Origin of the sequence: Halorubellus sp. JP-L1 (genome assembly GCF_011440375.1) — an archaeon.
Lineage (GTDB): Archaea > Halobacteriota > Halobacteria > Halobacteriales > Natrialbaceae > Halorubellus.
Genome location: NZ_JAAOIR010000002.1, coordinates 515,897 through 539,234 on the forward strand (window position 1 = coordinate 515,897; position 23,338 = coordinate 539,234).

The 23,338-nt window shown below is 69.0% G+C and carries 21 protein-coding genes and 2 tRNA genes; 13 read left to right on the forward strand and 10 right to left on the reverse strand.

Translation table 11 applies throughout. The features are described 5' to 3' along the window. Window positions 1-3: 3 nt before the first annotated feature. Together G9C85_RS11070 and G9C85_RS11075 are read right to left on the reverse strand one after the other, a co-directional pair. Window positions 4-1,800 (reverse strand): PQQ-dependent sugar dehydrogenase, encoded by a 1,797-nt coding sequence (locus tag G9C85_RS11070; RefSeq protein ID WP_166039899.1) that lies wholly within the window; start codon window positions 1,798-1,800, stop codon window positions 4-6. 436 nt (window positions 1,801-2,236) lie between these two features. Further along, window positions 2,237-2,307: transfer RNA gene (locus G9C85_RS11075), tRNA-Gly, on the reverse strand. Between the two features lie 135 nt (window positions 2,308-2,442). Between G9C85_RS11075 and G9C85_RS11080 the strand changes: the two genes are divergently transcribed. After that, entirely contained in the window at window positions 2,443-3,240 is a 798-nt protein-coding gene (locus G9C85_RS11080) for an NAD+ synthase (protein ID WP_166039901.1), read from the forward strand. Window positions 3,241-3,325: 85 nt separating this feature from the next. Here G9C85_RS11080 and G9C85_RS11085 read toward each other — a convergent pair whose 3' ends face one another. Next, the gene (locus G9C85_RS11085) at window positions 3,326-4,099 is read right to left on the reverse strand and encodes a hypothetical protein (RefSeq protein ID WP_166039903.1); all 774 of its coding nucleotides are present in this window, start codon (window positions 4,097-4,099) and stop codon (window positions 3,326-3,328) included. Between the two features lie 66 nt (window positions 4,100-4,165). Next, window positions 4,166-4,870 carry an enoyl-CoA hydratase/isomerase family protein gene (locus G9C85_RS11090; RefSeq protein WP_166039906.1) on the reverse strand — a complete coding sequence of 235 codons (705 nt, stop codon included), beginning with the start codon at window positions 4,868-4,870 and terminating at the stop codon, window positions 4,166-4,168. Window positions 4,871-4,931: 61 nt separating this feature from the next. Between G9C85_RS11090 and G9C85_RS11095 the strand changes: the two genes are divergently transcribed. Together G9C85_RS11095 and G9C85_RS11100 are read left to right on the forward strand one after the other, a co-directional pair. Continuing rightward, window positions 4,932-5,615, forward strand: coding sequence for a hypothetical protein (locus G9C85_RS11095; RefSeq protein WP_166039908.1), 684 nt, complete (start codon window positions 4,932-4,934; stop codon window positions 5,613-5,615). A 55-nt stretch (window positions 5,616-5,670) separates the two neighbouring features. Further along, a tRNA-Thr gene (locus G9C85_RS11100) sits at window positions 5,671-5,742 on the forward strand. 144 nt (window positions 5,743-5,886) lie between these two features. Here the strand turns inward: G9C85_RS11100 and G9C85_RS11105 are convergent. Beyond that, window positions 5,887-6,732: a ferritin-like domain-containing protein gene (locus G9C85_RS11105; protein ID WP_166039910.1), complete on the reverse strand. Its 846-nt coding sequence runs from the start codon at window positions 6,730-6,732 to the stop codon at window positions 5,887-5,889. Window positions 6,733-7,066: 334 nt separating this feature from the next. Then, the gene (locus tag G9C85_RS11110) at window positions 7,067-8,140 is read right to left on the reverse strand and encodes a succinylglutamate desuccinylase/aspartoacylase family protein (RefSeq protein WP_166039912.1); all 1,074 of its coding nucleotides are present in this window, start codon (window positions 8,138-8,140) and stop codon (window positions 7,067-7,069) included. 149 nt (window positions 8,141-8,289) lie between these two features. On the opposite strand from G9C85_RS11110, the gene G9C85_RS11115 reads away from it, so the two are divergent. The 4 genes from G9C85_RS11115 to G9C85_RS11130 all read left to right on the forward strand — a co-directional run bounded on the left by G9C85_RS11115 (window position 8,290) and on the right by G9C85_RS11130 (window position 12,746). Further along, on the forward strand, window positions 8,290-9,186 hold the full coding sequence (locus G9C85_RS11115) for a mechanosensitive ion channel family protein (RefSeq protein WP_166039914.1): 897 nt from the start codon (window positions 8,290-8,292) through the stop codon (window positions 9,184-9,186). 130 nt (window positions 9,187-9,316) lie between these two features. Further along, window positions 9,317-10,915, forward strand: coding sequence for an Hvo_1808 family surface protein (locus tag G9C85_RS11120; RefSeq protein ID WP_166039918.1), 1,599 nt, complete (start codon window positions 9,317-9,319; stop codon window positions 10,913-10,915). A 156-nt stretch (window positions 10,916-11,071) separates the two neighbouring features. Next, window positions 11,072-11,662: a 50S ribosomal protein L15e gene (locus G9C85_RS11125; RefSeq protein ID WP_166039919.1), complete on the forward strand. Its 591-nt coding sequence runs from the start codon at window positions 11,072-11,074 to the stop codon at window positions 11,660-11,662. Window positions 11,663-11,876: 214 nt separating this feature from the next. Continuing rightward, window positions 11,877-12,746 (forward strand): EamA family transporter, encoded by an 870-nt coding sequence (locus G9C85_RS11130; RefSeq protein ID WP_166039921.1) that lies wholly within the window; start codon window positions 11,877-11,879, stop codon window positions 12,744-12,746. 113 nt (window positions 12,747-12,859) lie between these two features. On the opposite strand, the gene G9C85_RS11135 is transcribed toward G9C85_RS11130, so the two are convergent. Together G9C85_RS11135 and G9C85_RS11140 are read right to left on the reverse strand one after the other, a co-directional pair. Then, a complete protein-coding gene (locus tag G9C85_RS11135; protein ID WP_166039923.1) occupies window positions 12,860-13,435 on the reverse strand; it encodes an NUDIX hydrolase in 576 nt (191 codons plus the stop codon). After that, a complete protein-coding gene (locus G9C85_RS11140; protein ID WP_166039925.1) occupies window positions 13,432-13,818 on the reverse strand; it encodes a hypothetical protein in 387 nt (128 codons plus the stop codon). Before G9C85_RS11140 ends, G9C85_RS11135 begins: the two co-directional genes overlap by 4 nt. Before the next feature lie 295 nt (window positions 13,819-14,113). Between G9C85_RS11140 and psmA the strand changes: the two genes are divergently transcribed. The 3 genes from psmA to G9C85_RS11155 all read left to right on the forward strand — a co-directional run bounded on the left by psmA (window position 14,114) and on the right by G9C85_RS11155 (window position 17,190). Next, window positions 14,114-14,875, forward strand: coding sequence for an archaeal proteasome endopeptidase complex subunit alpha (gene psmA, locus G9C85_RS11145; protein WP_166039927.1), 762 nt, complete (start codon window positions 14,114-14,116; stop codon window positions 14,873-14,875). Next, on the forward strand, window positions 14,872-15,561 hold the full coding sequence (gene psmB / locus G9C85_RS11150; RefSeq protein WP_166039929.1) for an archaeal proteasome endopeptidase complex subunit beta: 690 nt from the start codon (window positions 14,872-14,874) through the stop codon (window positions 15,559-15,561). Before psmA ends, psmB begins: the two co-directional genes overlap by 4 nt. A gap of 132 nt (window positions 15,562-15,693) precedes the next feature. Beyond that, the gene (locus G9C85_RS11155; RefSeq protein WP_166039931.1) at window positions 15,694-17,190 is read left to right on the forward strand and encodes a PAS domain-containing sensor histidine kinase; all 1,497 of its coding nucleotides are present in this window, start codon (window positions 15,694-15,696) and stop codon (window positions 17,188-17,190) included. Window positions 17,191-17,218: 28 nt separating this feature from the next. On the opposite strand, the gene G9C85_RS11160 is transcribed toward G9C85_RS11155, so the two are convergent. Next, a complete protein-coding gene (locus G9C85_RS11160; RefSeq protein WP_369680799.1) occupies window positions 17,219-18,565 on the reverse strand; it encodes an MFS transporter in 1,347 nt (448 codons plus the stop codon). 104 nt (window positions 18,566-18,669) lie between these two features. Further along, window positions 18,670-19,923 (reverse strand): PLP-dependent aspartate aminotransferase family protein, encoded by a 1,254-nt coding sequence (locus G9C85_RS11165; RefSeq protein ID WP_166039933.1) that lies wholly within the window; start codon window positions 19,921-19,923, stop codon window positions 18,670-18,672. Between the two features lie 249 nt (window positions 19,924-20,172). On the opposite strand from G9C85_RS11165, the gene G9C85_RS11170 reads away from it, so the two are divergent. From G9C85_RS11170 to G9C85_RS11180, 3 genes are read left to right on the forward strand one after another with little or no spacing between them, the layout of a single operon-like run. Beyond that, a complete protein-coding gene (locus tag G9C85_RS11170; protein WP_166039935.1) occupies window positions 20,173-21,279 on the forward strand; it encodes a metal ABC transporter substrate-binding protein in 1,107 nt (368 codons plus the stop codon). Then, window positions 21,276-22,115: a metal ABC transporter ATP-binding protein gene (locus G9C85_RS11175; RefSeq protein ID WP_166039937.1), complete on the forward strand. Its 840-nt coding sequence runs from the start codon at window positions 21,276-21,278 to the stop codon at window positions 22,113-22,115. The genes G9C85_RS11170 and G9C85_RS11175 overlap by 4 nt, the downstream gene beginning before the upstream one ends. Then, a complete protein-coding gene (locus G9C85_RS11180; protein ID WP_166039939.1) occupies window positions 22,112-23,170 on the forward strand; it encodes a metal ABC transporter permease in 1,059 nt (352 codons plus the stop codon). Before G9C85_RS11175 ends, G9C85_RS11180 begins: the two co-directional genes overlap by 4 nt. The last annotated feature ends 168 nt before the right edge of the window (window positions 23,171-23,338 follow it).

Genomic DNA, 23,338 nt, shown 5'->3' on the forward strand with positions numbered 1-23,338 from the left:
GCCCTAGGACGACTCGTCGCGACCGAGGAGGTACAGGACGATCGCCGTGAGACCACCGAGACCGCCGAGGACGACGAGGTCGCGGTGCGTGTCTCCCGTCCCGTCGCCCGCTTGTGCGACGTCGCCGACGGTCGGCTCGACGCTCCCCGCGGCCCCCTCGGTACCGCTCGAAGTGCCCGTCGGTTCGTCGGGCGGAACCAGTTTGTAGATCGCTCCGTTCTGGTCCTTCGGTGCAGCCGACTTCTTCGTCAGAAGGTAGAGCTCTCCGTCGGGGCCCAGTTCCACGGAGAAAATGTATCGATCGAGCCGTCCGTGCTCGAACTCCTCGAAGACAACCTCCTCTATCGACCAGAGACCGTCTCCATCGGACGACGGGGCGGCAGCCATGAGCGTCCCGGACGGGGTCTCGTACGACGTACTGAAGTCGGCGAACACGTACTTGTCTCGCAGCTGTGGGAAGGAGTCACCGTCGTACAGATGCCCGCCGACGACCGCGCTTCCGATCGGGGTCCCATCCCCGGTGGTATGCGGGTATTCGATGATGGGGTCCCGGAGCTCCTCGCCGCCGCGAATCGACTCCGGGGTCGATTTCGGGCAATCCGCGGGATTCCCGAAGGTCCCAGCGTCGAAGCAGTGGGTTCCCTCCCTGACGTTCCACCCATAGTTGCCCCCCTTCTCGACGATGTTCACTTCCTCGTAGCGGCTGGCACCGGGGTCCGCGACGAACAGGCGGCCGTCGTCGTCGAAAGACATCTGCCAGGGATTTCGTAGCCCCCATGCGTAGTGTTCGTCGAGTCCCTCCCTGTCGACGAGCGGATTGTCGTCGGGGACGGCGTACGGCCTCTCGCCCCCGGTTCCGTCCACGTCGATCCTGAGGATGCTCCCGAGGAGGTTCTCGGTGACGTCCTGCCCGTTCCCACCCTGATTGCCGTCGTACCAGTCCGATACGTGACCGTTCCCGTCCTGCCAGTCGTTGGCACCGCTTCCGTCCGCTACCGCCACGTACAGGTAGCCGTCGGGACCGAACGTCACCGCGCCGGCGTTGTGAATCGGACCCGGGTGTGGGATGTCGAGGAACACCCGCTCGGAGTCCGGGTCCGCCGCCTCTAGATTCGACACCGCTGTGAACTCCGAGAGCAGCTCACGATGCCCGAAGTCCGCGAACGGACCACCGGGTGCGCTGTATCGAACGTAGAACCGGCCGTTGTCCTGGAAGTCAGGATGGAACGCCAGTCCAAGGAGTCCGCGCTCGTCGTAGCTGGACCACGTCCCCTCGCCAACCGCGACCAGCTGGTCGCTGATGTCGAGGAACGGTTCGTCCGCCAGGCCGTCGGGACCGAGCACGTGGACGTAGCCGAGCTGGTCGACGACGAACCGCCGGTCCGAATCCCCTGGGGGAACCTTCATCCGGAACGGCGCAGTGAGTCCCTCGGCGACGAGTTCCAGCCGGCCCGACGGACCCGTAGCGAAGACGCTGTCCCGCGCCGACTCGGCCGTCGTCTCCGTCTCACTTTCACCCAGCGCTATCTCACCGCGCATCGACGTCGGATGGACCTCGCAGAAGTACGCGTCCATCTCCCTCGAAGCGGTAAACGTGAGCGTCTGCGTCTCACCCTCGTCCCGCACCAGCTCGGTGCGTTCGAGCTCGATCCCCGCCGAGTCGTGGATGACGACGTTGTGAGGCCGCCCGTCGACGTTCTCCCACCTCAACTCGTATTCCACTCCCGGCTCGAGCGAGAGCGTCGGGTTCGTCTCCCCCTCGATCTCGGCCGGTGCCCGCCCGCGCCACCCGTCCGTCACGCCACCTAGTTCGAGCCGCTCGACGATCCGACCACTCGTGCGACCCGCAACCAGCGTCGACGCTCCGACTGCGGAGAGGAACCCCCTCCGGGAGAACGCAGCACCAGACCGGCGGCGAGCCCTCCATAACGACCCATCGGCGCCGAGAGCCTCGTCTCCCCTCTCGCTCATGTACCTCCGGATTCAGAGGACGGCTTATTAAGAATAGAGCAGTTACAGGGCACGCTCCGCTCGAAATCACCCTTTTCCATGTCCGTTCATCCCCATGCGACTCCGCGGTGTCCGCGCCCAGCGATTCCGCTCCTCACGTTCGTTGGAGCAGAAATGCACCGTACAGGAATTGAAACTATAAGAGACGGTCGCCCTCACTCCGTCGCTGCGCGCGACTGGTAGGGTTCAATTCTCGATGGAGATTTTCTTCGCTTCGCTCAGAAAATGCGCCGTCCGGGAATTGAACCCGGGCTAGTAGCTTGGGAAGCTACTGTCCTACCACTGGACCAACGGCGCTCTCATCCGCCGATTCCCGCCGCTTGCACTTGAACGTAGCGCTTCGACGCGGCCCGAGTTGCTCGAAGTGGACGTGCGTCCAGCGTTCTCGTCGGACGGAACCGTATTTGTCGATGCAATCCGTACAACCGCGTGATGCTCGACTTGCGCTTCTCCGACGACGAACTGCGCGAGCGCCGCGACCACATCGAGACGTTCATTCAGGACGTCGTCGCCGACGCCGGCGCCGACGGCGCCGTCCTCGGACTCTCCGGTGGCGTCGACTCGACGACGACCGCGTACCTCGCCGCGAACGCGCTCGGCACCGAGAACCTCTACGGGCTCGTCCTCCCCGCCGAAGTCTCGAGCGACGAGAACATGAGCGACGCCGAACGCGTCGCCGTGGACCTCGGGATCGACTACGACGTCGTCGAGATCGAGCCGCTCGTCGACGCGCTCGTCGACGCCGTCCCCGAGAGCGACGGGGACCGGACCGCCGTCGGGAACGCCCGAGCTCGCATGCGCGGCGTCATCAACTACTACGTCGCGAACGAGGAGAACCGCGTCGTCCTCGGCACGGGCAATCGCGCGGAAGCGCTCACGGGCTACTTCACGAAGTACGGCGACCAGGCCGTCGACTGCAACCCGATCGGGAACCTCTACAAGCAACAAGTCCGCCAGCTCGCCAGCCACCTCGGCGCGCCCGACGAACTCGCGGAGAAGGAAGCGACCGCGGAACTCTGGGCCGACCAGACCGACGAGGACGAACTCGGCGTCGACTACGACACCATCGACGCCATCCTCGCGCTCCACGTCGACGGCGACCTCTCCCCGGCCGCGACCGAGCGCGCGCTCGACGTCGACCGCGATGCGATCGCGACCGTCCGCGAACTCTACGAGCGCAGCAAACACAAGCGCGCGATGCCGCCTGCCCCCGTTGACCCGACGCCCTGACTGCAACGACCGAAGAACTGTAACGACCGCACCGACCGCACCGACCACACCAGGTCGGTCTCGTCGACGCGATACCGGACCGGCCTCAGGCGAGCGCGGCCGGCGTGGTACTCGGCGAGCCACTCGCCGCGATGCCGTTCGTCGTCGTCTCGTTCGCCGAGCCGCCACCGTCACCGCCGGGCGCCTCGACGTGGACCGTGATGCTGTCGCCGTCCTCGAGGACGTACGTCTCGGGGTCGACGCGCTCGCCGTTCACCACGTACACCACGGTCGCGTCCGTCACGACCTCCCAGCCGTCGGGCGCGCTCGCGTTCGATCCCGTCCGGTAGACGGTGCCGTCGTACGCGAACGAGTCGTTCGTCACGCCGAACGCCGTCGCCTCGAGCGCGTACTCGAGGGAGATCTGGCGGGCGTGCCCGTGCCAGCGGCGTTCGCCGGCCTCGAAGTGGAACGCAACCATCTGCTGGGGGTGCTGGAACTCCGCGCGTCGGAAGTCGATCTCGGTGCCGTCGACGGTCACCGAGATCTGGCCGTGCGTGTGCGCGGACCCGACCTGCTGGGGCTGGATCGTCTGGTCGTCGCCCGCCGGCCCGAGCTCGTGCCCGGGCGGGTTCGGCGCCGGCCCGAGGTTCTGCCCGCCACTCGTCGTCACGGTGTAGATGACGATGGCGAGCAGGAGCGCGCCGACAGCTATCCCACCGACGAGGAGCGGCATCGACGGCCCGTCGCTCGACCCCCCGAGGTCCTCCAGTCGTCGCCGCTCGATCCGCCCCATCTCGTCCGGATGTTCGGCGTCGAGGTGCCGGAGGTACGCGGCGTCGTCCTCGAACGTCTCCGAACAGTGCTCGCAATCGGTCACACCCCAACGTCCGCGTTCTTACTTCACGACTCTTTCGGACGAACGCGAGCGCAGCGAACGAACGGGTCAGTCCTCGCGCCGCGACGCGGCGATGTCCTCGGCGTGCGCGGCGACGAGGTCCGCGAACGCCTCGACCTCCCGAGCCTCCTGGGTCGGGACGTCGTCGCGGTCGCGCATCCGGCGCTTCAGTGCCGCGAGCGCGTCCGGCGGGTGTGCCGCGATCTCGTCGGCGACCGCACGCGGGTCGTCGACGATCCGCGACACCAGTCCCATCCGGAGCGCCGTCTCGGCGTCCACGCGCCGCCCGGAGAGCGCGAGGTCCATCGCGTCGCTCTCGCCGCAGACGCGCGCCAGACGCGCGGTCCCACCCCACGCGCCGAACAGCCCCAGCGACACGCCCGGTTCCGCGAACGACGCGTCCGGCGTCGCCACCCGGAGGTCACACCCGAGCGCGATCTCCACGCCACCGCCGCGCGCCGCGCCGTCGACGCCCGCCACGATCACCGCGTCCGCTGCCTCGAACGCGCGTACGACTCGCTGGCCGCGCGCCGCCAGGTCCCGCGCCCCGTCGCGGTCCAGGCCCGACACCACGTCCAGGTCCGCGCCCGCACAGAACGCCGTCCCCTCCCCGCGCAAGAGCACCACCGGCGCGCTCGCCTCCCGGACTGCGGCCGCGAGCGCGTCCAGGTCCGCGGGCCGGAGCGCGTTCCGTCGCGCCGGCCGGTCGATGCTCACCACGCACACCGCGCCCTCGCGCTCGACTCGAATCACGCCACCGGGAACGTCCGCCGTTTCCAAAGGTCTTTGCGTGTCCCGTCGCTACGTAGGCGCGATGGACGAGGCAGCAACGTGTCGCTCGGCCGCCGTAGACGCCGTCGAGGACGTCTATCCGGCGCGCCTCCGCGACGACATCGTCGCTCACGTCGACGCCGGCTCGCTCGCACCCGGGACGCTCGCACTCCGCTGTGCACGCGCCGTCGACGACGCGGTCGACGACGACGCCATCGGCAGTCGCGCCGCCGGCGTCCAACTCATCTACGACGGCCTCCGCCTCACCCGGACGCTCGCGCACACCGAACCCTGGACCGAGGTCGACGACCAGACGCAGCCGAATCTCGACATCCTCGCCGCCGACGTCCTCGTCGCCCGCGGCTTCTACCTCCTCGCGCGCACCGACGCCGCCGGCCGCGCCGTCGAGGTGGTCCAGACGTTCGGCCGCGAACAGACCGAGCGCCGCGACGCCGCCGCCGACCCGACCCGGGACCCAGCCGACCACGACCGCACGCTCGAACGCGACGTCCTCGACCTCGCCGTCCTCGCCGGCACCACCGCCGCCGGCGGCACGCCCACGCCGGAACTGTACGCGTACGTCGCCGACTGCAACGACCACGTCACCGACGACGGCTTCCCGAACGAACTCGACTTCCTCCCCACCGTCGCCGGCCTCCGCGGCACGATTCCACCCGAAGAGCCGACCGCCGACGACGGCGTCCCCCAGTCCGCGGGCGATTCCTGACCCGGAATCGAAACGCATTAAAACGAATCCCGACAAGAGGAGAGTGCGTTCACGCGCCTGGGTAGCTTAGCGGTAAAGCGCGTCCTTGGTAAGGACGAGACCCCGGATTCAAATTCCGGCCTAGGCTCTTCCGAACTGTCCTGTCCCGCGAGCAGCAGCGTCCCTGGCGGCGTTCGTCTAGCCTGGTATCAGGTACGGACAATCGTTCGCAAAGAGAACCCCCCGCGGTTCGACGGGCGAGTGCTCGGCGTCGCCGCCGGGGTTCGGTCGTCTACGAGTAGTCCTCGGTGGTGGTCTCGTTTCCGGCAGTCGTCGTCGTTCCCTCGGTCGCGTTGCCATCGGTCATGTTGCCGTCGGTCTCGTTGCCGTCGGTCATGTTCCCTCCGGTGATGAACGGGCCGGCGGCGTCGAGGACTTCCTGCTGCGAGCGCGCCGCGTCGAAGGCGTTCGGGAACGGCGGTTCGCCGACGACGTCGTTCAGGACTGCGGCGTGGCGCGCCTCGACGCTGTGGATGGAGAGCGCGACGCCGAGGAGGTCGGGGCTCTCGACGTGCGGTGCGGCGCCGGCGTACGCCGACACGCCGACGTTTTCGACGACGGCGGCGGTCTGGAGGAACTCGTCGGCGGACTCGATGCCGAAGTCGTACTCGCCCGCCTGCGCGGGGTCGCCGCCGAGGAGCTCGACGGCTTGCGTGAGGACGTCGACGTGCGTCGCCTCCTGTTCACCGGCCGTCTGGACGTACTCGACGACGTCGGCGACTGCTTCCTCGTCGGCGCCGCTGAGCGCGTCGGAGTCGGCGTAGTCGCTCTCGTCGAACGTCTCGGTCGCCTCCTGGTAGAGTGCGTCCTCGAGGTGTTCGAGCGTGAGCGCGTAGTTGAGGACGTCGAGGTCGGTGCCCTCGACGTCGTCGAAGGCGGCCTCCATGCCGTCGTCGTCCTCGTGTTCGTCGGCGACGGTGAGGCCGACGCCGCTCCCGAGGGCGAGGAGTCCGCCGCCTGCGAGGGCTGTCCGCCCGAGGAAGCCGCGTCTGGACGCGTCGTCGTCTCCGAGGCGGTCGTTGATCGATGTCGCGATGCGTTCTGCGATGTCGTTCGTGGTCTCGTTCGAGTCAGTCATTGGTGCGTCGGCGGGGCCGACGTGCTAGCACCTCGACGGGACGGAGTTTGTTATCCGCAACCAATACCAGAATAATACCAAGATATGTAGAGTAACGTTGCGCTGCTCGAATCTCGTGGCTACCGCCTCGCGTGCGCGCTTCGGCGACGGTCGGTAGGCTTGCGCACGTTCCCTCCGCGTCGTTTCAGGAACCGGAAAGTCTGGCTTTACGTGTCGAGTTCCCGAGTGGTATGGGGTCGCCGAAGCGATGGACTGCGATTCGACCGCTGGAACGACCGGTCGGTGCCCCCAGTCTTGGCGAGCGGACGCGAGCGACGGCAATCGCACGACGCGTTCACTCGGCGACTTCGTCGTCGGCCATCCAGCGCTGGCCGTAGGACCGGTAGCCGTCGAACTCGCCCTGCGTGATCTCGCGTTCGATCTCCTCGCGGGTGTCGGGCGTGATGCGGACGAGGTGACAGATGGGGTGGCCGGGGAGGGCGACGGGGTTCTCGAGGACGCCGACGATGAGGCCGGTGAAGGGGGCGTCGACGACGTGCTCCTCGTCCTTGAAGTGGTCGGTGATGGTGCAGATCGAGTCGCCTTCGTGGACGAGCGGGTTCGGGCCCCACTGCATGTCGACGAGGCCGCCGGTGTCGGCGCGCAGCCAGCGTTTCTCCTCGGTCGGTCCCATGACCTTCCGCCAGGCGGGGTCTGTCGTGGTGGCGTCGGGGACGACGTCGTACTCGGCGAGGACGCTCTCGACGCCGTCGAGCGCCTTCTCTATGAGCGCCGGCTGGAAGCGGTGTGCTTTGCCCATCTCGACGGTGACGGTGGGGATGCCGTCGCTGGTGGCGACGGCGCGGAGCGAGTGCTCGTCGCCTTCGCCGGAGAGGACGACGTTCGCGCCGAAGGCGTTCGCGAGCCGTTCGACGTCGGGGTTCCCGACGTCGGCGCGGGCGTGGTACATCGTCGTGCGGTTGCGCGTGGACGTGTGGAAGTCCAGACCGAGGTCGCACTGGCCGAGGAACTGGTCGTAGATGCGGTACGCCATGCGTTCGGCGGTGTTCGACCGCTCCTTGCCGGGGAACGACCGGTTGAGGTCGTGGTCGTAGATCGGGAGGTAGCGCTGCTGGGCCTGGTAGCCGGGGACGTTTACGACGTGCAGGAGGACGAGCGTCCCGTGCACGTCCCGCGGATTGTAGCGATCGGCGACCTCCTGGAGGACCTTCACGCCGTTGAGTTCGTCGCCGTGGATGGCGGCGGTCATGAACACGCGCGGCCCGTCCGCGTCGCCATTGACGATCGTGACGGGGATCTCGACGGGGTCGCCGAGGTAGGATTCGCTGACTTCGTAGCGGAACTGGCGCTTCTCGCCGGGCGGGACCTCGGCGTCGAACCGGAACGGCTCGGGTTCGTCGGTGGACATACCCGCTGGACGCGTGCGGGACACTAATCGCTTGGTGCTCCCGTGGGACTCACGGAGTGGCGACCGGAACGCACTCGCCCGTCGCGTGGCGCGTTCGCGCTCGCAGCCGCGGCACGGGTCTTTTTGCGTGACGTGCCTGTGGGTTCGGTATGCTCTCGGTCACGACCGCGGCCGTGCTCCAGGCGACGACCGCGGAAGGGTCGGGTTTGGGGGTGCCCGACCTCGTTCCCGTGCTCGTGCGAGCGGGCAAGTTCGTCGCCGGCTTCCTGCTGGTGCTCGTGCTCGGCTGGTACGTACTCGAACCCGCGATCTCGCGCCTCGTCCAGGAACGGAACGCCGACAACCCGACGATTCAGGAGGCGATCTCGCGGTACGTGCGGTTGTTCGTCGTCGTCGGCGCCGTCTTCGTCGGCGCGGGCGTGGCGGGATACGGCCAGTTCCTGAGCGATTCGGCGCTCGTCATCGCCGCGGGCACGCTCGCGGTCGGGGTCGCCGCCCAGACCGTCATCGGATCGCTCGTGAGCGGGCTCGTACTCGTCGCCGACCCCGAGTTCAACGTCGGGAACTTCATCGAGTGGTCGGACGGGCAGGGCGAAGTCCAGTCCATCACGCTGCGCGTGACGCGCGTCCACACGCCGGACGGGAAGCTCCAGACGATACCGAACGAGACGCTGACGAGCGACGTCATCGCTCGCCCATACGGCCGTGGGCGGTTCCGCGTCGTCGAACACATCGGGCTCGCCTACGAGGACGACGTCGACGACGCGCTCGACGTCCTCGAGGAGGCGGCGACCGAACTGGACGGGGTGCTCGCGGATCCGGCGCCGAGCGCGTACGTGGAGACGTTCGAGAGCGACGCCGTGCTGGTGCGGGTACACTACTGGATCGACGACCCGCGGCACCGCGACGTCCTCGGGATCCGGTCGGCGTACGCGCTCGCCGTGAAGGACCGACTCGAGCGCGCCGGCGTCACCATCAGTCCCGCGTCGAAGCGCGAGCTCCAGGGTCGCATCGAAGTCGAGCGGTCCGAGCCAGCGTCGACCTGACGACGTTCCCCGGGCCGCGGCTCGAGGCCGGGGTTTGCGTCGTCGGGCGTCGGTCGGGGTCGTCGGTCGAGTGCGTCGGTGGCGGCGCGCCCGGGGAACTTTTGGTGTGGACTCCCAGAGGTAGGAGTGAATGCGAACGAGAGCCGTCCTGGTCGTGCTCGCGGTGGTCGCGGTGGTGGCGCTCGCCGGGTGTACGCTGTCGGCGTTCGACGGGACGTCGACGGCGGAGAACGACTCGGCGAGCGCGCCGGCACCGGCGGAGAACGGTACGCTCGCGGACCCCGAGGAGGACGTCGAGGGGTGGGAGAACGGCGTCTGGTACAACGAGTCCCTCCCCGTGAACGCGTCGGACGGCCTGAACGAGTCCGAGCTTGCGCTCGTCGTGAACCGCAGCATGGCGCGCGTCGAGCGCGTGCGGAACGTCGAGTTCGACCGGCGCGTGCCGGTGTCCGTGATCTCGCGCGAGGAGTACGCCGACCGCCAGAGCGGCTCTGGCGGCGGCGGTGAGACGGCGGCGACGCGCGAGGCGGTCCGGCTGGAGGCGCTGTTCCTCGTCGGCGAGCGAACGGACGCGCAGGCCGAGCAGGAGCGGACGCGGTCGGCGAGCGTGCAGGGGTTCTACTCGTCGAGCGAGGACGAGATCACGATCGTCGCGCCGACGTCGACGCCAACCGTGGACGAGGTGACGCTCGCGCACGAGCTCGTGCACGCGTACCAGTTCCGCGGGAACATCGACGTGCGGTTCCCGCGGTCGCCGACGCGCGACGAGCGACGGGCGCTCGTCGCGCTCATCGAGGGTGACGCGAACCTCGTCGACCGGACGGTGCGCTCGCACTGCGATGGGGCGTGGTCGTGCGTCGGGCACGACGCCGGTAGCGGCGGTGGCGACGGCGCTGGGGATGGTGGTGGCGGAAGCGACGGCGGCGATGGCGATGGTGGCGGCGGTGACGAGGGGTCGGTGTCGGCACCACGTCCGAACATGGGCCTGTATCTGCTGTCGTACTTCCCGTACGCGGAGGGCGAGCGGTACGTCGCGGCGACGAAGCGGGCCGGCGGCTGGGAGGCGGTGAACGCGCTGTACGCGGACCCGCCGTCGTCGAGCGAGCAGGTCATCCACCGGACCGACGACGCCGCGGTCGACGTGTCGGTGCCCGACCGGAGCGACGGCGCGTGGACGCGCCTGGGCGACGACCCCGTGGTGAGCGGCGAGGCGGACCTGGCGACGATGTTCGCGGCGACGCTGTACGACGACCGCGAGGGGAGCGTCGTCTCGCGCGAGGCGTTCCTCACGCGCGACGACCCGATACCGATCACGTACGGGCTCGAGCCGAGCGCGGGCTGGGCTGGCGACGGCCTGTACGCGTACCAGCGCGACGACGGCGACACGGGCTACGTGTGGCGGCTCCGGTTCGACGACGACGCCGAGGCCCGCGAGTTCGCGTCCTCGTACCGGGAGCTCCTCCGGTACCACGACGCGGACCGACCGAGTGCGGGCGTGTTCGTCGTCGAGGATGGCCCGTACGCGGACGCGTTCTCCGTCTCCGTCTCCGGTGGGCGGGTCACGATCGTGAACGCGCCGACGGTCGACGACCTCGGCGGCGTCCACGAGCCGGCCGGTCAGCGGGTCGCGCCGGCCGGCCATCGAGCCCAGTTGGCGTCCGACGCGGTCGCGATGCGCGGGAACGCGACCGGCCTCGTAACTGCGCCGCCGCGCCGTGGGAGTGCGTGACGGGCCTCGCGGGGTTCCGAAACCCTTTACCTCCCGACGCGGGAATTGCCTCCTAACTCGCTGGTCGACGGGCACCAGTGGGCACCTGTCCAACGACGGGTCATCGGAATGTGGTCCCTTCGGGACTGAACCGGACAACGCCCGGGTGAACCAACAATGGCACGAAGTTTCTACTCGCACATCAAGGAAGCGTGGCGCGACCCTGGCGACGGCAAGCTCGCCGAACTCCAGTGGCAGCGCAAACAGGACTGGCGCGACCAGGGCGCGATCGAGCGCGTCGACCGACCGACTCGCCTGGACAAGGCCCGCGAACTGGGCTACAAGGCCAAGCAGGGCGTCGTCGTCGCTCGCGTGAGCGTCCGCAAGGGGACCGCCCGCAAGTCCCGCCACAAGAAGGGGCGGCGTTCGAAGCGCCAGGGCGTGAACCGCATCGGTCGCCGGAAGAACATTCAGCGGATCGCCGAGGAGCGCGCCTCTCGCAAGTACAAGAACCTCCGCGTGCTGAACTCGTACTGGGTCGGCGAGGACGGCTCGCAGAAGTGGCACGAAGTGATCATGGTGGACCCGGAGCATCCCGCTATCGAGAACGACGACGACCTCTCGTGGATCACGGAGAACCAGCACGAGTCGCGTGCGTTCCGTGGCCTCACGAGCGCCGGCAAGCAGAACCGCGGACTCACGTTCAAGGGCAAGGGTACCGAGCACACTCGACCCTCGAACAACGGCGGCAAGGGCCGCGGCAAGTAACCGCTCGCGCGGTCGACGGTCGGCGGCGACCGAACTCTCGACTTCTTTCGCGCGTTTACCGGGGTAGCGACGGCGTCGTCGGTAGCGCCCGACTCCATTGGGCTGCGACGGCGTCGCGGGACCGCGCGTGGTGTGACTCGGCCCCGCACCGAACGAACCCATACCGAGCACACATAGCGGGGCTTTTCCCTACGCTCTCGATAGTCACTCGCAGATGAGTTCGGTGGGTATCGCGCTGGCGCTCGCTGGCGCGGTCGTGTTCGGGACGTACGTGTTCCTCGTGAAGTACCGGTTCGGGCACTACCCGGACACGGTGTTCGTCGTCTGCGTGTACGCGATCGCGACCGTGCTGTACGCGCCGGTCGCGGTCGCGAGCGGTGCGACGCTCCCGACGGACGCGTACGCGCTCGCCGTCCTCGTGGGGGTGTCGGCGCTCGCGGGCGTCGCCATCCTCGCGTTCTTCCGCGCGCTCACGCTCGGTGACGTGTCCTACGTCACGCCCGTGAGTAAGGTCGTGCCGCTGTTCGTCCTCCCGATCGAGCTGGCGCTCCTCCCCGGGACCGAACTCGGGCGGCTACAGGTCGTGGGCGTGCTCGTCGTGACGGTCGCGCTCTACCTCGCGAACTACCAGGGCGACCTCGTGACGCCCCTGCGGCGGGCGGTCACGCTCCGTCCCGGCCAGCTCGCGCTCGCGTCCGCGGCGACGTTCGGCGTCGTCGACGTCGGGAAGCGCCACCTCGTGAGCGACCTCGGCGTCGACCCGGCGACGTTCGTCGTCGTCCTCTTCCCCGTGGTCGCGGTGCTGTTCGCGCCGCTCGCGTACCGCGCGTGGCCGAGGGACGTCGACGTCGCGGCCGACTGGCGACCCCTGGTCGGGCTCGCGGTCCTCGCCGCGGTCGGCCAGCACGTCGTCGCGATCGCGTTCGTCGAACTGGCGGCGAGCGTCGCGTCGCCGCTCGTGAACGCGCAAGCGATCGTGGCGGTCGTCCTCGGCGGGGTCGTCCTCCACGAACCCCGGTTCCGTGCGCGACTCGCGGCCGCGGGGCTCGCGGTCGGCGGCGTCTCCCTCATCGCGCTCGGCTGACCGCCGCCCCCAGAGGAGGCCGTCGTCGCTCGCGATCAGAGGAGGCCGTCGTCGCTCGCGATCAGAGGAGGCCGTCGTCGCTCGCGATCAGAGGAGGCCGTCGTCGCTCGCGATCAGAGGAGGCCGTCTTCCTTCGCGAGCAAGAGCCCTTCGAGCGTCGCGTCGTTCGTCGGCGGGTCGCGCGCCACCGCGAGCGCGTCCTCGATGGGAACGGACGTCACCTCGAGGAACTCGTTGCTGTCGAGTTCGCGCTCGCACGGCGTCAGGCCCTCCGCGAACACGTACCCGCGGCGGTGCCGGAGCAGGCCCGTCGAGCACCACACCTCCTGGAGGAGTACGGTACCGGCGGGGTCGAACCCGGTCTCCTCGCGGAGTTCGCGCGCTCCGGCGGTCGTGTAGGACTCGCCGTCCTCGACGATGCCCGCCGGGAGCTCGGTCTGAGTCTGGCGGATCGTCGGCCGGTACTGCTCGACGAACACGACCTCCTCGCCCGTCGACGCCACCACGACGACGGCGTCGGGTAGTGCCGCCCAGTAGTAGTCCTTCTCGCTGCCGTCGGGTTGCTCGACGCGGTCGCGGCCGCCCGTGAACCACGGCGTCTCGTACTCGGCGACGGACTCGCGGACGGGCCACTCGGGGTCGGGAAGTTCGCCTGCCGGGTGGTCGGAGTCGGGGAGGTCCGGCGTCATGCGTCCTCCCGGACGATTTCGAGCCGGTAAACGGTTCCGTCGTACGTCACGTGCGCCACGCCGTCGTCGATCGCTGCCGGCGCGCGCGTCTCGATCGCGCCGAACTCGTCGAACGGCGAGTGCGCGAACGCCTCCTTCACGCCGAAGGGCCCCTCGTAGTAGCGCTCTGAGGTTCCGTTCTCGATCGCGCCCGTCACGTAGGGGAACCGGCGGTCGCTCACGTTCGTCGCGTCGTACGCCGCACCGTCGAACGACGACGCGTTCCCGACGTCGGTCGCGTGCACGCGGTACGGGTCGCCGCTCTGGAGGAGCGAGGGCAGCGCGCCGACGGCGAGCGCGACGACGACGAGGCCGACGAGCACCAGCAGGTACCGCTGTCGCATACGCCGACGCTAGGGGGGAGGGGTTCAAACCTCCACCGGACCGCGACGGCGCCACCGCGGGCACGTGGATGGCCATCGGGGACGCGTGGACGGTCGCCGACGTGGGCGGCCACGACCCGCTCGAAACCGGGAGACAGAGCGGGGACCCCGGCGCGGTTGCCCAGTGCGGAGTTTTTAAAGGTCGTGGGGTCCAACCTTTGCGTACGATGGAGGAGTACGGAGTCGACGTGGCCGTCTGACGGCCTTCAGAAAGTACTTCCGGACTCGTCCACTTACTTCAGGTTAGGAACCTCATATGCAAGGACAAAATCAACAGCAGGCGTACGACCGCGGGATCACAATCTTCTCGCCGGACGGACGTCTCTATCAGGTCGAGTACGCTCGCGAGGCCGTCAAGCGCGGCTCCGCGAGCGTCGGCATCCGAACGCCCGACGGGGTCGTGCTCGCCGCGGAACGACGCACGCGGTCGCCACTCATGGAGCGCGACAGCGTCGAGAAACTCCACAAGATCGACGACCACGTCGGGATCGCGAGCGCCGGGCACGTCGCGGACGCCCGCCAGCTCATCGACGTGGCGCGCCGCCAGAGCCAGGTGAACCAGCTCCGGTACGGCGAGCCGGTCGGCGTGGAGACGCTGACGAAGCACGTCACGGACCACATCCAGCAGTACACGCAGACGGGTGGTGCGCGGCCGTTCGGCGTCGCGCTGCTCGTCGGTGGCGTCGAGAACGACGGGACGCCCCGCCTGTACGAGACCGACCCCTCGGGGACGCCGTACGAGTGGAAGGCGGTCGCGATCGGCGGGAACCGCGAGGACATCCAGCGTCGCCTCGAGGACGACTTCACGGAGGCGCTCACGCTCGACGAGGGCGTGGACCTCGCGCTGAAGGCGCTCGCGGAGGCCGACGAGGAGGGCTTCCCGGCGGAAGGTATCGCAGTCTCGACGATCCCGACGGAGTCGGGGAGCGTCGAGGAGCTGTCGACGGCGGAGATCGGCGACCGCTTGGACGAGCTCGACCTCCTCGCCGAGGAGGAAGTGGACGGTGATGACGAATGATGGACGCTGACAACCCCTACGAGCCCGAACTCGCGCCCGACGACTGGGGCGAGCACGCGGGACAGGACGAGGAGAACGTGAACAAGACCGGGACGACGACGGTCGGTATCGCGACCGACGACGGCGTCGTCATCGCGACGGACCGCCGCGCCAGCCTCGCTGGCCGATTCGTCTCGAACAAGCAGGTGGTGAAGGTCGAGGAGATCCACCCGACCGCGGCGATGACGCTCGTGGGGAGCGTCGGTGGCGCGCAGTCGTTCATCTCGAGTCTCCGCGCGGAAGTGAACCTCTACGAGGCGCGTCGGGGCGAGGAGATGAGCATGAAGGCGCTGTCGACGCTCGCGGGGAACTTCGCGCGCGGCGGCCCGTACTTCGCGATCAACCCGATCCTGGGTGGGGTCGACGACGAGGGCAGTCACGTGTTCTCGATCGACCCGGCCGGTGGCGTCATGAAGGACGACTACACCGTCACGGGCAGCGGGATGCAGGTCGCGTACGGGTTCCTCGAGCAGGCGTGGCACGAGGACATCGACATGGGCGAGGCGAAGACGGCGGCAGCGCGTGCGGTCGTCTCGGCGGCCGAGCGCGACACGGGCTCCGGGAACGGGCTCGTGCTCGCGGAGGTCACGGCGGACGGCGTCGAGATCACGGAGTACGACGAGTTCCCGGACCCCGACGAGGTCTGACGCGGCACCCTTCTTTCGCGGTTTCGAACGGTTCGGTCAGCGACGGCGTTCGCTCGCGGAACGTCCAGTCGACGCGATTCGTGCGGGATTAGGGCCGACCTTTTGATGACTGGCGAACGGATCTTTCGACGAATGGCGGACATCGTCTGTACGGGGGCGCGTTCTGCGGCGGTTGCCGACCGGCTCGCGGAGGGGGGCGTCGCGGTCGAGCACGTGCCGATGGTGGCGGCGGCCGTCGAGCGGGCGCGCGAGGCCGCGGGCGTGGTGCTGGCGGTCGATGCGGGGGAGGCGTCGGTCGTCGAGCGGGTGCGCGAGGCGGTGCCCGAGCGGCCGGTGGTCGTCGTCGCGGCGTCGGTGGACGCGGCGGTGGCGTCGGCGGCGGTCGCGGCGAACGTCACGGCGCTCGTGTCGATCGACGACGACGTCGTGGCGGTAGTCGAGGACGCGGTCGACTCGATGGACGGCGAGGTCGTGCCGGTCGTCGAATCGGACGACGGCGTGGTATCGGTCGACGCCGGCCCCGGCCCGGACGTCGGACGCGATCTCGTGGAGAGTGGTGCGACAGCGAGCGGGGACTGGCGCGGCCTCGTCGTCGACCGACTGTTCGAGTCGAGCCCCGACCGACTCGTGGTCGTCGGTGCGGACGGCACCGTCGTTCGCGCGAACGACCGCGCACGCGAGGCGTTCGAGATATCGATCGGGGAGACGAGCACCGGCGACGTCGACGTGTACGACACCGACGGCGAGTTCGTCCCCCCGGAGGCGCGGCCGTGGGCGCGGGTGTTCCGGACCGGCGAGGCGTCGTACGGCCACCAATTGCGCATCGACCCGGACGTGGGCGAGCCCGCGTGGTTCGTCGTCGACGTCGTCCCGCTCGGCGACGGCCCGGACGCGGCGTTCGCGTCGTTCCGGGACGTCACCGACGACGAGCGCGCGCGCGAGCGCCGCGAGCAACTCGAGCACGAGCGCGAACGCCTCGAGTACGTCAATCGCTTGCTCCGGCACAACCTCCTGAACAGCCTGAACGTCGCGCACGCACGCACGAACCTCCTCGAGGGGCACGTCGACGACGAGGTCGAGGGGCACCTGGAGACGGCGTCGTCGCGCCTCGACGAGATGATCGACTTCGTGGAGACGATGCGGTCCCTGATGCACATCCTCGTCGAGGACGACAACGATAGCGACCCCATCTCGCTCGAACGCGTGCTCGACGCCGAGGTCGCGAAGCTCCGGGAGGCGTACGACGTCGACGTGCACGCGGAGGTCCCGTCGATCGCGGTCGCAGCCGACGAACTCCTCCCGGAGGTGTTCGAGAACCTCCTCTTGAACGCCGTCCAGCACAACGACGCGGACCAGTCGGCGGTGTTCGTGGACGTCGACGTCGACGAATCGGCGGGCGTGGCGACGGTGTCCGTCGCGGACAACGGACCGGGCGTCGATCCGTCGATGCGCGAAGAGCTCTTCGAGAAGGGCGAGAAGGGGTTCGACTCGCCCGGGACCGGGTTCGGGCTCTACCTCGTCCGCGAGACGGTCGACGCGTACGGCGGCGACGTCGAGCTCGTCGACGACGACCACACCGGGGCGACGTTCGCGGTCACGCTCCCGCTCGCGGACGGACGCGTCGACTGAATGGCGGGGCGACGAAGGGACGGCCGCGTCACCACGTGGTGAGCGCCTCGGCGCCCTGTGTGTACCAGAGCGCGCCGAGGAACAGTGCGACCCCGACGAGCGCGCTCGCACCGCCGACGTAGAAGACGGCGGCGTAGCCGACGCTCGTGGTGAGGACGCCGCCGACCATCGGCGCGAGTACGCTCCCGGGCCGCCAGACGAGTTCGCGGATGCCGAAGCTGGACGCGACGCCGTCGCCGTCGCTGCCCTCGTCCGCGAACAGCGCCATGCTCGCGGGTTCGCGGAACGAGTCCGCGACGCCCAGCAGGCCGTTGAGTGCGACGAGGACGAGGAACGATTCGCCGGGCGTCCCGAGGAGGCCGTCGACGACGCCCGCGGTCGCGTTCGCGTCCAGCACGAGCGTGACGCCGGGGAGGCTCGCGACCGCGCCGGCGAGCGCGGGCAGCGAGGGGAGAGCGACTTCCGCGCCGATCGTGGGTGCGAGCGGGACCGCGAGCGCGACGAGTCCGTACGCGCCACCGCCGGCCGCAACGAACGTCGCCCGCCCGAACCGATCGGAGAGCCGGCCCGTGTACGGCTGACAGAGCATGTTCGTGAACCGCTCGGCGCCGTAGACGACGCTGACCGCGACCGCGGCGAACCCGAGGCCGCCCTGGACCGCTTCGACGCCCGCGTACAGGAGGACCCACGTGCGGACGAGCGTCACCGCGACCGCGTACGGCGCCCGGAAGGCGGAGAGCGTCAGGATGCGGGCGTTCACGGCGAGGTCCCTGAACGGGAATCCCTCGACGCGCGTGGTGTCGGGTGCGAGCACGAGCACGACGCCCGCCATCGCGAGCGAGAGGAGGCCGACGATGACGCTGTACACGACGCCGAACCCGTACACGTCGTAGAGGACGCCGGAGACGCCACCGCCGAGGATGCCGGCGAGCAGCCGCCACGCGTTCGCCTTCCCGATGAACTGTGCGGTGTCCTCGGGCGGCGACCGGTCGCCGACGAGCGCGAGCGACAGCAGCCCGGACCCCGTCACGGCCGCGCCCTGGAGCGCGCGGACGCCGACGAACGCCCACTCGCCGCCGGAGAAGACGTCGAGCGCCGCGAATCCGACGTACGCGAGCACGCCGAGCGCGAGCACGCCCACGAGGACGTTGCGCTTGTCCCTGGCGTCCCCGAGGTACGCGATGGGGACGACCGCGACCGTCTGTGCGATCGCGAACCCGCTCGTGAACAGGCCGAGCATCAGCCCGGAGGGGTCGTACTGGTTGACGTACGTCGCGAGGAGGACGGCGAGCGTCGCGAACCCGAACCCGGTCGCGAACCGCGTGAGGTAGAGGACGGGGAACTGCAGTCGGTCGGATTCGAGGCGCACGTTCACGGTCGCATTCGCCACCCTCGCCCCGAAACCGTTTCGCTCTCGGCTCGCCGCGTACCGGTTCGAGTGCGGGGTGGTCGGTGACCGCTGGACCCGCGCGCGGACCCTCAGTCGTCGGCGGTGGGCGGGTCCTCGAACTCGGCGCCGTCGACCATCGCGGCGAACCCGCGGTCGAGGTCGGCGAGGAGGTCGTCGACGTGTTCGACGCCGACGCTCGCGCGAACGAGGGTGTCCGTGATGCCGAGCGCCTCGCGTTCCTCGGGCGAGAGCGGTTCGTGGGTCATCCCGGCGGGGAGTTCGACGAGGGACTCGACGCCGCCGAGCGACACCGCGAGCGTGAACTCGGTGAGTGCCTCGAGGAAGCGCTTCGCGTCCGCGAACTCGCCGGCGAGCTCGAAACTGAGCACGCCCCCGTACCCCGACATCTGCTTCGTAGCGAGGTCGTGCTGGGGGTGTGATTCGAGGCCGGGGTAGTGGACGGCCTCGACGAGCTCGTGGTCCTCGAGGTACTTCGCGACCGTCGTCGCGTTCTCCTGGTGGCGTTCCATCCGCATGGGGAGCGTCTTGATGCCCCGGAGGAGGAGGTACGAGTCGAACGGCGCGAGCATGTCGCCGACGCCGACGGTCTGGAAGAACTCGACCTCGTCGGCGACTCTCTCGTCGTTCGTGACGAGCGCGCCGCCGACGGAGTCGCTGTGACCGTTCAGGTACTTCGTCGTCGAGTGCGCGACCGCGTCCGCGCCGAGCGCGAGCGGGTTCTGAAAGTACGGGCTCATGAACGTGTTGTCGACGCCCAGGAGCGCGTCCGCGTCGTGTGCGAGGTCGGCGATAGCCGCGACGTCGCACATGTTCATCCGGGGGTTCGTCGGGGTCTCCAGCCAGACGAGCGCGGTGGAGTCCGTGATCGCTGCTGCGACGTTCTCGACGTCGGTCGCGTCGACGAAGTCGACGTCCACGTCGAGGCGCGAGCGGAAGACGTCCTCGAGCATCCGGCGCGTACCGGCGTAGAGGTCGTCGAACGCCACGACGTGGTCGCCGGGCTCGACGACCGAGAGGACGAAGGTGAAGATGGCTGCGGTGCCCGAGGAGAACGCGTACGCGTACTCGCCGCCCTCGAGCGCGCCGATGCGTTCCTCGACGGCGTGACGCGTGGGGTTCGAGAGCCGCGAGTAAACGAAGTCGCCCTGGCTCGGGTCGAGGTCCTCGAGGGACATCTCGGTGTCGAGCCCTGGGAGGGCGTACGTCGACGCGAGGTGGATGGGGGAGACCACGTCGCCGGTCATCGGGTCGCCAGGCGTCGGTTCCTCGCCGTACGTCACTGACAGCGTCTCGAAGCGCGTCGACTCGGGCCCGTCTTGCATGCGTAATATTTGCCGCCACTGGCCAATAAACCTTTCATGCAGGTGTAATATCCGCGCTGGCGTGCTATGCCTGGTAGTAATAGGGGAGATGGTCCTCGTCGTTCCGCCTGCGACCTCGGTCCGACATTATGAAGCATCATCCAGCAGACACGTCGGCCGGATAGGACGGACGAAATAGTTTAGACGAGTCTAATTATACTATTCGATAGAAACTACTATATCCTTCTCCTCATCTATACCTAGGCACCCATGAACGAAGCCACCGCTTCGCGAACGCCCGCTCGCGTCTCGCGGCGACGGACCGTCGCCGCGACCGCGGGCCTCCTCGCGAGCGCCCTCGCCGGCTGCACGAGCATCGCCGATCCCGGAGACGGCGACAGTCCGACGGACGGAACCGACGACGCGAACGGGACGGACGGCGCGGACGGCGACGGCCCGGTCGTCGCCGCGTCGTTCTTCAGCTTCTACGACTTCGCGCGGAACGTCGTCGACGGCACCCCCATCCAGGTCGAGAACCTCGTCCCCACCGGCCTCCACGGCCACGGCTGGGAACCCAACGCGAGCGTCACGCGCTCCATCGTCGAAGCCGACGCGTTCCTCCACGTCGGCCCCGGCTTCCAGCCGTGGGCCGACCGCGCCATCCAGACCCTCGAGGACGACGACGTCGACACCCAGCTCATCGACGCCCGCGAGGGCGTCGAACTCGTCGACCTCGCCGCCACCCTCGACCCCGACGAGGAGGGCGTCGGCGACCAGCAGGGGAAGGACCCGCACTTCTGGCTCGACCCCGAGCGCGCGAAGACCTCGATCGACAACATCACCGACGGCGTCGTCGACCTCGCACCCGGCCACGAGGAGACGCTCCGCGAGAACGCCGAGACGTACAAGAGCGACACGCTCGACCGCATCGACGACGACTACCGGGCGATCTTCGACGCCGCCGACCGCGACGTCGTGCAACTCGCCGCGCACAACGCCTTCCAGTACGTCGGCGTCAGGTACGACGTCACGATGCGGCCGCTCGTCACGAACCTCGCCGCGAGCGGCGACGTCAAGCCCTCCGACATCGCCGACGCGAAGGCCGTCATCGAGGACAACGACATCCAGTACATCGCGAACGGCGTCTTCGAGTCCCGTCGCCCCGCGAAGCAACTCCTCGCCGAGACCCAGGTCGAGGCGTACTTCCCCGTCACCCCGTACGCGGGCGTCCGCGAGGACTGGGTCGAGAACGACTGGGGCTACGAGGAGATCGCGTACAACGTCAACATGCCTACGTTCGAGGTCGTCCTCGGAAACGACGCCCCCGAGAACGTCGGCCCCGACGGCTGGGCCGACGAGTGGAGGAACTTCGAATGAGCACCGACCCGACCACCACCGCGACCGCGTCCGCGTCCGCGTCCGGGGTCGCGCCCGCCGAGCGCGACGCGACCGCGGACGAGGCGCGCTCGACCCAGGTGTCGGCGGTCGTCGAACTATCCGACGTCGACTTCGGGTACACTGCCACGCCCGTCGTCGAGAACGTCTCCGTCCGCGTCGACGCCGGCGAGTACGTCGCCGTCGTCGGCCCGAACGGCTCCGGGAAGTCGACGCTCATGAAGCTCATGCTCGGCCTGCTCCGGCCCGACGAGGGATCCGCGAGCCTCTTCGGCGAACCCGCTCACGAGTTCGACGACGGCTCCCGCATCGGGTACGTCGCCCAGCACGCGAGCGCCTCGAAGGAGATGCCGATCACCGTCCGCGAGGTCGTGAAGATGGGGCGATTCCCGCACGTCGGCTTCGGCCGCCTCGACGCCGCGGACTGGGCGATCGTCGACGAGGCGCTCGCGACCGTCGGCATGACCGCGTTCGCCGACCGCCGCGTCACGCACCTCTCGGGCGGCCAGCGCCAGCGAGCGTTCATCGCGCGCGCCCTCGCGAGCGAAGCTGACCTCCTCGTCCTCGACGAACCCACCGTCGGCGTCGACGCCGAGTCCGTCGACGCGTTCTACGACCTGCTGGACGCCCTCAACGACCGGGGCATCACCGTCCTCCTCATCGAGCACGACCTCGGTGCCGTCGCCGAGCACGCCGACCGCGTCGTCTGCATGAACCGCGAGATTTACTTCGACGGGCCGACCGACGCGTTCGTCGAGAGCGACGCGCTCGCCCGCGCGTTCGGGACCGCCGCGAACGTCCTGGGTGGCGACCGATGACCGGCACTCACGGACTCGTCCCCGCCGCCACCGACGGCGGAAGTGTCGCGCTATTCCCTGGCGAGTCGGGCGTCGCGCTGTTCACTGGCGAGTCGGGAATCCTCGCACCCCTGTACTGGCTGCTCGACGCCTGGTCGGCGCTCATGTCCTGGCTCGCGGGCGCGACCGGCCTGGAACTCCTCCAGTACGGGTTCATGCACCGCGCGATACTCGTCGGCCTCTGCATCGGCGTCATGGCACCGCTCATCGGGACGTTCCTCGTGCACCGCCAGCTCGCGCTCATCGGCGACGCGCTCGCGCACACCGGGTTCGCCGGCGTCGCCGTCGGCCTGTTCCTGAACGCCGTCTTCGACTTCGGCGTCTCCCCGTACCTCACCGCGGTCGTCGTCGCAATGATCGCCGCGCTATTCATCGAACTCATCTCCGAGACGACCGACGCGTACAACGACGTCTCGATGGCGATCGTGCTCTCCACGGGGTTCGCGCTCGGGACGACCCTCATCAGCGTCAACGCGGGTGGACTCGCGGTCGGCGTCAACCAGTTCCTGTTCGGGAACCTCTCGACGGTCTCCGCGGAGAGCGCCGCGATCCTCCTGGTGCTGTTCGCGCTCGTCGTCGGCGTCGTCGCACTCACCCGCAACCAGCTCCTCTACGTCACGTTCGACGAGACCGCGGCCGCCGTCTCCGGGCTCCCCGTGAACTGGTACAACCGCATCATGGTGATGCTGACCGCGATGGTCGTCGTCGGCGCGATGCAGATCATGGGCGTCATCCTCGTCGCCGCGATGCTCGTCGTCCCAGTCGCCGGCGCCGCACAGGTCTCCCGGAGCTTCAACGAATCCCTCCTGGTGGCGGTCGTCCTCGCGGAACTCGCCGTCACACTCGGCATCGCCGCCTCGTACTACGGCGAGGCGACCGCCGGGGGCGTCATCGTCCTCATCGCGGTCGGCATCTACGTCCTCGCCGTCGTCCTCGGAAAACTCCAGACCGCCGTCGCCGGAGACGAGACGCCGGAGATGGGGAGCATCAACGTCGACGACTCGTTCGGCGACTGACGACGTCGACGAACGACCGCCCCGTCAGACCGTCCACCGCCCGACGGCCAATTTCCGCCCGTAGACGTCTCGCATCGGTCGCGACCGCTCCGAAGCGCCCGAACCTCGTCGCTTCGAGTCGCATTCGCGGAGTCCGCCCTATTTACTATCGCGATATGGGGTTTATTC